Annotated in this window: 13 protein-coding genes and 1 riboswitch; of the genes, 1 reads left to right on the top strand and 12 read right to left on the bottom strand. The window is 68.2% G+C overall.

The genetic code is table 11. The features are described from left to right. Positions 1 to 13: 13 nt before the first annotated feature. Positions 14 to 514 (bottom strand): VOC family protein, encoded by a 501-nt coding sequence (locus G6N56_RS03340; protein WP_085256699.1) that lies wholly within the window; start codon positions 512 to 514, stop codon positions 14 to 16. 100 nt (positions 515 to 614) lie between these two features. After that, a complete protein-coding gene (locus tag G6N56_RS03335; protein ID WP_085256700.1) occupies positions 615 to 1,313 on the bottom strand; it encodes a TetR/AcrR family transcriptional regulator in 699 nt (232 codons plus the stop codon). Positions 1,314 to 1,429: 116 nt separating this feature from the next. Here G6N56_RS03335 and G6N56_RS03330 point away from each other — a divergent pair, with 116 nt between their 5' ends. Further along, entirely contained in the window at positions 1,430 to 1,870 is a 441-nt protein-coding gene (locus G6N56_RS03330; protein ID WP_085256701.1) for a nitroreductase family deazaflavin-dependent oxidoreductase, read from the top strand. Between the two features lie 9 nt (positions 1,871 to 1,879). On the opposite strand, the gene G6N56_RS03325 is transcribed toward G6N56_RS03330, so the two are convergent. From G6N56_RS03325 to G6N56_RS03285, 10 genes are all read right to left on the bottom strand, one after another. Continuing rightward, a complete protein-coding gene (locus tag G6N56_RS03325; RefSeq protein WP_085256900.1) occupies positions 1,880 to 2,551 on the bottom strand; it encodes an Rv1815 family serine proteinase in 672 nt (223 codons plus the stop codon). A gap of 100 nt (positions 2,552 to 2,651) precedes the next feature. Then, complete coding sequence (locus G6N56_RS03320; protein WP_085256702.1) at positions 2,652 to 3,590, bottom strand: sterol desaturase family protein; 939 nt, start codon at positions 3,588 to 3,590, stop codon at positions 2,652 to 2,654. Positions 3,591 to 3,686: 96 nt separating this feature from the next. Then, complete coding sequence (locus tag G6N56_RS03315; protein ID WP_085256901.1) at positions 3,687 to 4,394, bottom strand: MgtC/SapB family protein; 708 nt, start codon at positions 4,392 to 4,394, stop codon at positions 3,687 to 3,689. Positions 4,395 to 4,540: 146 nt separating this feature from the next. After that, a complete protein-coding gene (locus G6N56_RS03310; RefSeq protein ID WP_085256703.1) occupies positions 4,541 to 4,864 on the bottom strand; it encodes a DUF732 domain-containing protein in 324 nt (107 codons plus the stop codon). Positions 4,865 to 4,893: 29 nt separating this feature from the next. Further along, on the bottom strand, positions 4,894 to 6,297 hold the full coding sequence (locus tag G6N56_RS03305) for a PPE family protein (protein ID WP_085256704.1): 1,404 nt from the start codon (positions 6,295 to 6,297) through the stop codon (positions 4,894 to 4,896). A 70-nt stretch (positions 6,298 to 6,367) separates the two neighbouring features. Next, the gene (locus tag G6N56_RS03300; protein ID WP_085256705.1) at positions 6,368 to 7,678 is read right to left on the bottom strand and encodes a PPE family protein; all 1,311 of its coding nucleotides are present in this window, start codon (positions 7,676 to 7,678) and stop codon (positions 6,368 to 6,370) included. After that, a complete protein-coding gene (locus G6N56_RS03295) occupies positions 7,671 to 7,943 on the bottom strand; it encodes a hypothetical protein (protein WP_142280687.1) in 273 nt (90 codons plus the stop codon). Before G6N56_RS03295 ends, G6N56_RS03300 begins: the two co-directional genes overlap by 8 nt. A 375-nt stretch (positions 7,944 to 8,318) precedes the next feature. Continuing rightward, positions 8,319 to 8,453, bottom strand: coding sequence for a hypothetical protein (locus tag G6N56_RS29380; RefSeq protein WP_264020926.1), 135 nt, complete (start codon positions 8,451 to 8,453; stop codon positions 8,319 to 8,321). A gap of 222 nt (positions 8,454 to 8,675) precedes the next feature. Continuing rightward, complete coding sequence (locus G6N56_RS03290; RefSeq protein WP_085256706.1) at positions 8,676 to 9,851, bottom strand: PPE family protein; 1,176 nt, start codon at positions 9,849 to 9,851, stop codon at positions 8,676 to 8,678. Positions 9,852 to 10,264: 413 nt separating this feature from the next. Next, a riboswitch (M-box (ykoK) riboswitch) is annotated at positions 10,265 to 10,436 on the bottom strand. A 138-nt stretch (positions 10,437 to 10,574) separates the two neighbouring features. Further along, the gene (locus G6N56_RS03285; protein WP_085256707.1) at positions 10,575 to 11,786 is read right to left on the bottom strand and encodes a PPE family protein; all 1,212 of its coding nucleotides are present in this window, start codon (positions 11,784 to 11,786) and stop codon (positions 10,575 to 10,577) included. Positions 11,787 to 12,075 lie beyond the last annotated feature (289 nt).

Raw genomic sequence — 12,075 nt, 5'->3', positions numbered from 1 at the left:
TCCTTGACGTGAGTCACCGCTGCTCCTGTTTGATGTAGTCGTAGAAAGCGCGCATCTCGGGCGCGATATAGGCGATCTCCAGGTACGGCACCCCCGCCTCCGGTGCGGACACGTACGCGAATTGAATGCCGCCGGGCATCACGCCCTGTTGCACCACCGCCGCGCCCCGTTCGGCGGCGTCGGCGAGGGCCGCGTCGAACCGCTCCGGGGTTGGCGCCTCGATGCAGATGTGGTGGAGCCCCGGCCCGGAATCGCGCAGAAAGTCACGATAGATGTTCTCGCCGCGGACTGGTGAGATGAGCTCCAGCTGCATATCGCCGAGATAGCTCAGGGAGATGCTGGCAACGAAGTCGGCCCGCTTGCCGCGGTAGCTGCACGTCTGCGGAGCAAAGTGGACGTCGGGTATGCGCACCCACTTTCGAACGCCTAACAAGCCGCTCAGGGCCGTTTCGGTGGCGTCCAGGTCCGGCGTGACCCATGCGATCTGTGTCGGCGATTGAACGGGGACGGTCATCGTCTCGCAGGATAGCGGAGTGCGCCCGCAGTCAGAAGGGGTCCCGGAAGCTTTGCCGAGACCGTCCGATCGGCGCGCCTCTCAGCCGGATGAACACGTTCTAATTCGCAGTGGGCGAGTGCTGGCCCAGCACCTCGACCAGCAACTGAAGCTGCGCCTCGAACACCGCCTCGGGATCGGTCAGCGTATCCGCACCGTATTGCCCGAACACCTCGAGGCTGATCGCTCCCAGCACTCCGGCCCACAGCAGAAAGCACTTGGTGACCACCCGGTCGTCGCCGGGAAAGCCGAACTCCTGGCGAAGCCGCTCGAAGTCGGACGAGAGGGGTTGCGGCACAACGTCGTTGGTCAATCGGATGTCGCCGGTGGTGATGCCGGCGGCCACCGCGTCGAAGAAAGCCCCGACCACGCGGGTGCCGGGCTGGACCGTGCGATCGGCCGGGGCGTGATAACCGGGGACCGGCGTGCCGTATAGCAACGCCCAGCGGGCCGGATGCTGGACGGCCCAGTGCCGCGCCGCCCGCGCGATGGCCATGACGTCGTCGCTCCACAGGTCGCCCACCGCCTCGCGCTCCCGGTCTACGGCGTCGGCCAGGTCGGAGTAGGCGTCCACCAGCAGCAGGGTCAGGAGTTCGTCGCGGCTGGCCACGTAGCGGTACACGGCCGAGGACACCATGCCCAACTCGCGGGCGATCGCGCGCACCGACAACCCGGCCGCGCCGCGGTCCACCAACTGCCGCCGTCCGAGCTCGATGATCTGACCTTCGATCTGTTCCCGCGACAACTGGCGTTTGCCCACGTCGTCAGTCTGACACGAGGGAGAACACTGCTCTTGATTTTCGCCGGACGGTGTGGCATGTTATGCGATAACGAGAGCGGTGCTCTCGAATCGGGTTACGAACTTAAGGACGGACGATGGCCGTGCGATACGAGGAACCGAGCCGGGTCACCCGGGCCGCCAACGCGCCGATCCGCTGGCTCGCCGAGGCGGGGATCGGCATCGCCGGGACCCGGGCGCTGCGCGTCCGCGGTCGCAAGACCGGGAAGCCGCGCAACGTGGTGATCAATCTCTTGACGGTCGACGGCGTCGACTATCTCGTTTCGCCGCGCGGCAACACGCAGTGGGCGCGCAACGTCCGGGCTGCGGGTGTCGTCGAGGTGGGCCCGCGCTGGCGGCGTCGACGCGCCCGGGTGAGCGAGGTCGACGACGCGGCCAAACCCGAACTGCTGAGGCGGTATCTGGCCCGGTGGTACTGGCAGGTCAAGGACCTGGTCGCCGGGCTGACGCCGGACAGCAGCGACGAGGAGCTGCGGGCGGCCGCCCCGACGATGCCGGTATTCGCCCTCGCGCGCTGAGGGGCCGCGTCAACGGGGGTTGTCGGTCACCCCTAGGTCCTGGCGGACCTGGTCGGAGGTGGCGCGCCACGACACCGCGGCGGGCAGATCGCCCCAGACGCTGTTGAAGATCCCGACGATCTGGCCGGTGCCTCCGCTGGGCAGGTAGACCGGCCCGCCGGAATCGCCGCGCTGGCTCTGCACGCCGTGCGACATGGTGAACCACCCGTTGTTGACGCTTTCCACGGTGCCGCAGGTTTCACCGGTGATGATGCCGAAGTGGCAGACCGGTTGCCCCTGCTGGAGCGCCGCGCCCGGATTGTTCTCCAGCCGGCGCCCACCGGGCAGCACGTTGCTCACCGCGACGCTGTCGTCGAGCACGATCGCCTCGTAATCGGAAATGACCTGGTCGGTGGTCACCGTCGTGCCGCTGGGCGTGTTGTCGCGGAATGTCGCGAGACGGCCGATGGGGCGGTTGTCCCGGTCGAAGACGACCCCCGCCCCGCGGCAGTGCCCGGCGGTGAAGGCGACCCGCATCCCCGGGTCGACATAGCCCAGCGTGCAGAGCCGGGTGTCTTGGTGGATCTCCATGCCCGGGAAGACCAGGATGGGATCGGCGTTGGCTGGCGCGGGCGGCAGCCAGCCCAGAACCGCAACGGAGACCGACGCGGCGAACGCGCGTAAAGCCAGGCGGCGCACCATGAACTCCGATCCGTCGTGGTGATGAAGTACCGACCGCAAAGTCGAGAGTACGGCGTTATGTGTCCCCTCTGTGACTGTTTCGTTATGCGGGGCCCGGGCGTTACGGGGAGGTCACGACGGCAATGGGATCGGCCGCCCGGGCGGCCGCCTGCGGCGCCCACCCCGGCGGCCCGAAGACGTAGCCAAGCCGGTCCCGGAGGCGGTTGGCCCTACGCCAGTCGCGGGCGATGGCGACGTATTCACGCGTCTGCAGCTTCCAGATGTTGAACGTGTCCACCGGCTTGGTGAGGCCGTAGTGCGGCCGGAACACCTCGGCCTGGAAGGTGCCGAAGAGCCGGTCCCACACGATCAGGATCCCGCCATAGTTCTTGTCGAGGTACAGCGCGTCCATCCCGTGGTGCACGCGGTGGTGTGACGGCGTGTTGAAGACGAATTCCAACGGCCGCGGCAACTTGTCGATCCGCTCGGTGTGGATCCAGAACTGGTAGATCAGGCTCACCGAAAACGAGAAGAACACCATCCAGGGCGGAATGCCCAACAGCGGCAACGGGACCCACATCAGGATCTCGCCGCTGTTGTTCCACTTCTGGCGCAGCGCGGTGGCGAAGTTGTAGTACTCGCTGGAGTGATGTGCCTGGTGCGTCGCCCAGATCAGCCGTACCCGGTGGGCGATGCGGTGGTAGGCGTAATACAGCAAGTCGACCCCGACCAGCGCGGCGACCCAGGTGTACCACCGGGTGGCCGAAAGGTGCCACGGCGCCACGTAGGCATAGAGGGCTGCGTAGCCGAATAGGGCCAGGGTCTTCCAGGCGGCCGTGGTCCCCACCGAAACCAGGCCCATCGAGATGCTCGTCAGCGAGTCGCGGGTGAGGTGTGCCCCCGAGGCCGGCCGGGCGGCGTCGCTTTCGACGAGGCGTTCGAGCTTGCGCGCCGCAGTCCATTCGAGGGTCAGCAGCAACAGGAAGAAAGGGATGGCGAACAGCACCGGGTCCCGCATCTGCGGGGGCAGTCCGGACAGGAAACCGGTGACGGTATTCACACGAACAGGTTACGACCCCGGGTACGACGCTCGCCGCGAGTGGTGCACGTTTCACTCGTCTGGCACGGGCCCGCCCGGCGCTTGAGCCGCGCGCCGTCACTCCGACTGGGCCTTGTCCCCCGCGTACCACTGCACCGCACGGACACCCGGCTGCAGGGACAGCTCCGCGACCAGCTGCTCCAGGCGGGCCGGCGGGTGGCCGTCCATGAGCAGATGGGCGGTCAGGGTGATCTCGTCGTCAGTCACGTTCCCGGTATGGATGCCGCGCAGCGTGATGTCGTTGCCGGTGAGGTTCTGCACGATCTGGGCACGGGCATACTTCTCCGTTTTCGGCCGGCACACCACCTGCACCAGGTAAGGGCGCAGGCTCTCGTCGTCGTCGCCGCTGTTGTCATGGTCGATCAGCCGGCCGAGCGGGCGCCCGAACAGGTGGATGGCGATGACGGTGGCGGTGCCGATCAGCGTGAAGACGAGGTGGCCGGAGGCGGCCAGCACGCCGATCGCGGCCGAGCACCACAGGGTCGCCGCGGTGTTGAGGCCGCGCACGTTGACTCCCTCGCGCAGGATCACCCCACCGCCCAGGAATCCGATGCCGGACACCACATAGGACGCAACGCGGGTGGGGCTGCTGTCCTCGGTTGCCGCCGCGTACAGCACGAACAGCGTCGCACCCCCGGCGACCAGCGCATTGGTGCGCAGGCCGGCCCGGCGCGCGCGCCACTGCCGTTCGAAGCCGATCAGCGAGCCGCAACCCACTCCGACAGCGAGCCGGACCGCGAAATCGGCGACGCTCAATGTCTGCATGCAGCGCACCCCCTTCCCGCCCGCCGCCGGTTACCCGCGATCGGTCCGGACAAGCACGGGCGGCGCGGGTCGGCGCAGCTAACCACGTCCGGGTGAACGACAGGTAGACCGGGGGCTAACCGGGTCGACCGTCGGCCACCGCGGCGCTACGCCTTGGAAAGCTGATGCGGGCAGTAGAACTTCGCGGCGATCATGGCGAAATTGGACGCCTGCTCCATGTCCATCCCGGGGTTGTGGGTCTTCACGTCGTGCACGAGCTCCAGGCCCGATTCGCCGTTGTTGAGGCATGAGCAGACCGCCTTGCCGGACGCGATGACCGCGTCGGGGTTGGCATAGGTCATGCCGACCTGGTGCAGCGCGGCCAAGAAGCCCGCGTCGTCGCCGGCCGGTGGCGGCGGTGGGTCCGCCGATGCCGGCGACGCGAATCCGATCGCAACGGTCGTTCCGAGCAGTGCCAGAAGCAGTCTCATAACTGACCATCCTCCAATCGCGTTGGGCGCTAACCTATTTGCGCGTCCGTGGGCACGACCTGTGGCTTGTCGCCCTTCTTCAGGTGCACCGCGTGGATCCCGGGTTTCTTCGCCAGCTGCTCGAGCAGAGCGTCGAGACCCTCCTGGTCGACGTTGTGGTGCTGCACGCTTTCGGGCTTCTCCGATATCTGGGCGACGATCCGCTTCAGCTTCTCCGGCGAGTGGGCGTCCTTGAGTTCCTTCATCGGCTTGACGCGGCCTCGGACGCCGTTCCGGCTCAATGCGCTGGGAGCCCCGGCGCCCAGGGCGCTGCCGAGCATCCCGGCCACCGACATCGAACTGAGCAGCCCACCCTGACCGAGCGCCGCAGCAGGCACCGCTTCCGGCCCGGCGGCGGACAAGGCCGCGGCGACCGTTCGGATGGTGGGCGTGGCCGCGGCCCAGCTCGGCGGGACCGACAGCTTGCCGACCAGGGTGCCGGCGTTGCCCATGCTTCCCGTGACCGCGTTGAACAGCGTGCCGCGGGTGAATCCGGCGGCCCCGAGGCCGGCGCCCAGCGCGTCCTTCGGCAAAGCGCCATACGCGATGGGCGGGGCGAACTTCAGGAACTGCGAGACGGGGAAGTTGGTCAGCAGCCCGATGTCGTTGAACCCGGTGGTGAAGCTCAACGGAACCTTGACCGCGTTGTACAGGTTCGTGTACAGAGTTGACGCGCCGGATCCGAACAAGGAGTTCAGCAACCCGTTCAGGGTGGTGGTGTAGTCGGTGCTGAGATTCGACAGCGTGGCCAGCAGCGGGTTCCCCGCTCCCAGCGGGTCCAGGGCCTGGGTGAGCAGGGTCCCCACGTTGCCGAGTGGGCTCGCGGCCGCCTGGGTCACGGCGGCGGCCTGGTTGGCCAACCCGCCTGCGTTGGTGATCTGGGGCGCTTCCTGGAACGGCGTGACATTGGCGGCGGCGGCCGACGAGCCCGCATAGTCGTCCATGGCCACCGCGTCCTGCACCCACATCTCGGCGTACTGGACTTCGGTCGCCGCGATGGCCGGGGTGTTCTGCCCGAAGACGTTGGTTGCGACCAACTGGGCCAGCAGGCTGCGGTTGGCCGCGATCTCGGTCGGCGGCACGTGCGCCGCGAAGGCCGTCTCGTACGCGGTGGCCGCCGCGGTGGCCTGCGACGCGGCCTCGGCGGCCTGCGCGGCGGTGCCCTGCATCCAGGCGAGATAGGGCGTCACCGCGGCCGCCATGTTGAGCGACGAGGGACCGGTCCATACCCCGTTGGTCAAGCTGTCGATCACCGATGAATACGAGGACACTGTCGACTGCAGTTCGCCGGCCAGCCCCTCCCAAGCCGCCGCCGCGGCCCGCAGCGAGGCGGAGCCGGGACCGTCGTACATCCTGGCGGAGTTGAACTCCGGGGGGAACGCTGCGTAGATCATTTCTGTACCCCTTGCCTGGTGATGCGCGCCTGGGTGGATGGTGCTGGGCGGACGTGGGTCGGCACGGCGCTCAGTCCTCGAGCGCCGGGATCACGATGATGGTGGCGGCGGCGGGGTCGGCCTCGGCGACGATGCCGCCGAGCGAGCCCATCGCGGCCCCGCTGCCGCCCGCGGGCTGGAAGGCGACGGCGCCGACTGCGCGTCCGGCCAGGCTGGACAAGGCCATTTGGCTGAAGACGCCCTCCTCGCCCGCGAACGCGGTAGCGGCGGTGGCGGTGTTGGCGGGCAGCACCTGGGCGAGCGTCTTGATCGTGGGGGCCGCCTCGGTCCAGCCCTGCGGGACCGACATGCTGCCGACCAGCGCCGACTTGCCCATGGAGCTCGAAATCGGTGTGACGGCCGAGCTGAGCATCGGCTTCACCGCGCTGGCCCCCTGGGTGAGCGGTGCCAGGGCCCCCGTGATGGCCTTTGGTCCAGCGAAGTAGGCGGCGGCGCTTTGCCCGTTTTGGCCCCACGCGTATGCCTGCCCGAACGACAGGAAGGGACCACCGGGGATGGAGCTGAGGCCCTGGAGTGAATACGGGCCGGAGGCGGCGGTGCTGAAGATGTTGTTCCACGCCGTCAGGTCGGCCTGCAGCCCGGCCGGGAGCGGCGGCAGGTTGACCAACTGCGGCAGATCGAGTCCCGACAGCAGATTCCCCGACGTGGTCGGTGAGTTCAGCAAGCCGCTGCCCAGCCCCTGCAGCGCGCTCGGCAGCGAGTTGATGAACTGGGACAGCTCCGTTCCGATGTCCGCCGCGGGGGTGGCGGTGGCCTGGCTGGCCGCCGCGGCCTGCATTGGCGCCGCCGCGGAATTTGTCGTCTGCGGCGGCTCGACGAACGTCTGGAGCTGGGTCGCCCCCGCCGAGGAGGTGGCGTAGGCGTACATGGCGGCGGCGTCCTGCGCCCACATCTCCATGTACTGCGCTTCGGTCGCCGCGATCGCGGGGGTGTTCTGCCCGAGGAAGTTGGTGGCGATCAGGGCCATCAGGAGCGCGCGGTTGGCGGCGATGACCGGTGGCGGCACCGTCGCGGCGAAGGCGGTCTCGTAGGCGGCGGCGGCGAGCTTGGCCTGGGAGGCCGCTAGCTCGGCCTGCGTGCCGGTGGTGTTCATCCACGCCACATAAGGCGCGGCCGCCGAGGCCATCGCGATCGAGGAGGGACCGGTCCACGGGCCGGCGGCGAGACCCTGAACGGTGGCGCCGTAGGAAGCCGCCGTCGATTGCAGCTCAGCGGCCAGGTCGTCCCACGCAGCCGCGGCGGCCAACAGCGGCCCCGATCCCGCGCCGACGTACATCCGGCCCGAGTTGATCTCCGGCGGAAGCGCCCCGAAATCAAACATCGATATCCTCCACTCCCCTCAAGTGGCCGCCATGGTAGGCGCCGCTCAACTGCTCCTGCCGCATCGGCGCCGAAGCTCTAATCAAATCCATCGAAACGGTTCCGCCGAGCGACGGTAGGGCCCCAATCTCTTTTTTGGGAGAAATGGCGATGACGGCCCCATTCCGTTCACCCACAAGCATCGCCCAATGTAGCGACCATCGTGACCGAACGGTATTCGCATTGCGTTCCTGTGCAGTAATCAAAAGGTTAAAAGTAAATGTCATGAGCCGACCCCCGGGTGTGAGATCCACTCATTCGAGCTAACTTTCGGACAGCCATAAGCCCTAATCAGCGACTACCACGCAGCACAAAATTAACGAGCGCCGAGGCGTTTCGTCAGAAATCGAATTGCTTGCGGGTTCACACGAGAGCCGCCGCTTTGGCGGGTTTTTTAACAGTTTTCTAACGTCGCTAGTAATTGGACAGTGCGCCCATTCCCGGCGACCTCCTATGTCGGCGTAAACAAAAGAATTGGTTTATTCGACACGCATAGAACTACGCCGATCCGAGGCCGATCAAGATTGGCCGACGAGATCGGCTTCATTTGTGCGTTATGGCAGCGGCGGTGTCCGTGCCGGCCACGTGGAGCCGACGAGCCGCTACTGCCGGCCGTTGCGGTTGGGCTGCCCGTAGACCACTGACCCGACCGTCGTAGGCCATCCGACGACGCGGCCCCGGGCGCACCCGGAGGCGCAGTGGGCGTCGAAGTCGCCGAATTGGTGGTTGATCGTCATCCGCTACTCCCCTGAATTTCATCTAGCGTACGCATCCATAGCTGCAGTAGCACTGGTTAGCTACTGGGTGTTTACTGTGAGGGCAGTACGTCTCGTTTGCCGTGGTAGGCGCCCTCAGAGAGGCCTGGCCGCGGCGCCACCGGGTGGCGAGGATGTTGCGGAGCGGTCAATCCGCGCTCTCCCCCGATGTGAGGACGACGCTTCCACCCGGCGGCTATCGGGCTAGCCGGCGGCGGGTGGGCGAGCCACGAAACTGGGACGGAAACCGTACTGTGGCATCGCACGCCCGTACGGCTGGCCCCCCACGGCCCCGATGGGCATGCCGGGCGCGCCGGTCGCCATTGCGGGCGGCGGGGCGACCATCGGCGTGCCGCCCAGTGTCGAAGCGAGCGGGCTCGTCAGGGGTGCGGGCGCCGTCCAGCTAGGCGGCACCGAGACCGGGCCGACCATCGACGCGCGGCCCAGCCCCGCCGACACCGGGGTGCCCGCGCCGCCCAGGCTCGCGATACCCGAGATCCCCTGGCCGCCCGCTCCGATAGCAGCACCGGACAAGGGCGACGCAACCGACCCCGCCACGTCGCTGGTGGCACTGCCGCCGGCGCCCAGCAGCGTCGAGCTCGTCACCGCCGACACCACCTGTTCGGGGTTGAACGCCCCGGTCGACGTCAGCGTGTTCCAGAAGTTGCTGTTGGGATCCAATACCGAGGTGACGCCCGATGACGGGGCCGACGCCGGCGAGGCGAGATTTTGCAGCACCGCAGGCACGGCGGTGGTGAACTGCGCCAGGGTCGATTGCTGGGCGCCGGCCGGCGTCCCGGCGGCCTGCGTGACCGCGGCGGCCTGGCCGGCAATCCCGCCGGGGGTGGTCGTCTGCTGCGGCTGGGTGAACGGGTCGAGTTGCGCGGCCGTCGCCGATGAAGCCGCGTAGCCATACATTGCGGCCGCGTCCTGGGCCCACATCTCCGCGTACTGCGCCTCCGTGGCGGCGATCGCCGGGGTGTTCTGTCCCAGGATGTTCGTCGCGATCAGCGCCATCAGCTGGACGCGGTTGGCGGCGATCACCGGCGGCGGAATGGTGGCGGCGAATGCCGCGTCGTAGGCCGCCGCCGCCCCCTCGGCCTGGGCACCGGCCTGCTCCGCCTGCGCGGCCGTCGAGCCCATCCACGCCACGTACGGCATCGCGGCGGCCGCCATCGCCGCGGCTGCGGGGCCGTGCCACTCCTCGCCCCACAGGGCGGACAGCACCGAGTGATACGACAACGCGGTGGACCGCAGCTCCGCGGCGAGTCCCTTCCACGCCGATGCCGCGGCCAGCATGGGGCCGGAACCCGCACCCGAATACAAACGACCCGAATTGATTTCGGGTGGCAGCGTTGCAAAGTCAAGCACCGCGGTCATCGCCGGCCCCCCGACTGAAGAGCGGCCGCGGGTGCGGTCAATTGCGTTGCGGCCAAGAACGATATGCGGTCGTCCCGGGTCGCTGGTGCGGAATTGGTGGCTACAAACGACATCGGAGTTCTCCTCGCGGCAGGCGAGCGGCCCGCGCCCCGGCAGCCATTGATCACCGCCGCCCGCGCATGCTCGCACCGCGCACGCGAAGCGGCGCGATCGCGTGCGGGTAAGTCCTTGCGGGAGAACCTGTTCAGGCTGCGGAAGCAGAGCCGGGGCCGGATCGCAACGAAATGGTCGTCGATTTCGGATACGGACTGTCGTCGGAGCTCATCTCGCTCTCACCTCCTCACGGCCAGGGCACACGGGGATGCCATAATGCGCACGCGCGGGAGAGGGCACACGGGAGAAATTACCCGGACGCCGCACCCCTCTCGTCAGAGCTTTGGCACCACACGGCGTATCCGATCTCGACCGGAAGCCACTTGGGCTCAACCCTTAAGCCGGGAAGAGCTGTCCTGACCCTGGGCGTCTTTCGACGTTCGAGGTCAGTGGCCTATGTCCGTGCAGACGCCTCACCTAGCGAGGTGCATGCAAGGGCCATGGTGCACCGAACTCGTCGACGCGTCAAGCGCAACCGCGGCTGTCGACCGTTGCTGCGGCGCCGCGCCGTGTCGTGGCATCATCCCGCACTGCGCGAACCCTGTGTCGCACTAAGGTTTTGGCGACCCCCTAGCCGGCGGCCGGCGGGCGCGGCATGACCGTCACGTTGAATCCGTACCGCGGCCCGTTGCCGAAGTGGCGCCCAGCGTTGCTCACGGCGGGGATGCCCGGCATGCCCGGTACGCCGGCCGGGGTCTCCGGCAGGGTGGTGCTGTTCCACCCGCCACCCGAAAGCGCCGCGCCGGCATGGTTTTCCACCTGAGCGGCCACGGTCCAGGCCTGCGGCACGGACAAACGCCCAACCGCTGCCGCCTGGTTCACGCCGGCCGAGACGCCGCCGAACTGCACATCCGGCACGGCCGGCGAGCCGAGCGGCGCGACGGCCGAGCTGTATGGCACGACGGGCGTGCCCAGCGGCGCCCAGGTCTCGTTGCCGGAACCGGCGCCCATTGGCGGCAGTGCGGTGGCTCCCGGTTCCCCGGCGACGGCCACCGCGTTGATGTCGGCCATCGACGCCGTCACGGTCTGCTGGACGATGGCGGGGCTGGTATACCCCGCCGACACGAACCCGTTGACGAAGTTCGAGTCCAGGAAGTCCCAGAGGCTCGTCGGGCCGTCGGCCGCCGGCGTCGCTAGTTGTTGCAGCGCCGCCGGAACCGCGGACGTCAGCTGACTGAGGGTCTCCTGCGCGCCGGAGGCCGCCGGCGCGCCGGTGGCCTGGGTGACGGCCGAGGCCTGATCGGTCTGTCCCGTGGGATTCGTCGTCTGGGGCGGTTGCACAAACGACTTCAGGTCGGCCGCCGACGCCGAACTCGCGGCGTAGCCGTACATCGCCGCCGCATCCTGCGCCCACATCTCGCCGTACTGAGCCTCGGCCGCGGCGATCGCGGGCGTGTTCTGGCCCAGCAGGTTGGTCGCCACCAACGCCGCAAGCTGAGCGCGGTTGGCCGCGACCGCCGCCGGAGGTACCGTCATGGCGAACGCCGCCTCGTATGCGGCGGCCGCCGACGATGCCTGGGCCGAGGTTTGCTCCGCCTTCACCCCGGTGAGAGTCATCCACAGCATGTACGGCGAGACGGCTGCCGCCATGGTTGTCGACGCGGGCCCCAGCCAGCCCTCACCGACCAGCCCCGAAATCACGGTTTGATACGACGACGCCGTCGAATGCAGTTCGGCGGCCAAGCCGTCCCAGGCGGCCGCGGCGGCCAGCATCGGTGCCGAGCCGGGACCAAAATACATTCGCGTGGAATTGATTTCCGGCGGCAATGCTCCGAAGTCCATTGTCGGCCCCGTCAACCTTTGATAACCGCGTTGGGGGCTTCGCTGGACACCGATAAGCTCGGCGGGTTTGCGAATGAATTTCGAGCGCGCACCGCGAATTGCGGTGGCCTGGGGCGTGATGCACCGGCCGGTTCGGCCGGCGGCCCCAGTCTTGTCACAGCATGGAACATCGGACTTCTCCTTACGGGATTGCCCGACCCGGCCGTGGCCCAGGAACTGTCACAAACTGCCGGCAGGCGTGCGCATCGTCGGGTCAGCGCGCTCGGTCGCTTGGCCCACACCTGCCCAG

The sequence above is a fragment of the Mycobacterium saskatchewanense genome, assembly GCF_010729105.1.
Taxonomy (GTDB): Bacteria; Actinomycetota; Actinomycetes; order Mycobacteriales; family Mycobacteriaceae; genus Mycobacterium; species Mycobacterium saskatchewanense.
Note: the sequence above shows the minus strand (reverse complement) of the source record. Positions and strands in the feature narration are given on the sequence as shown.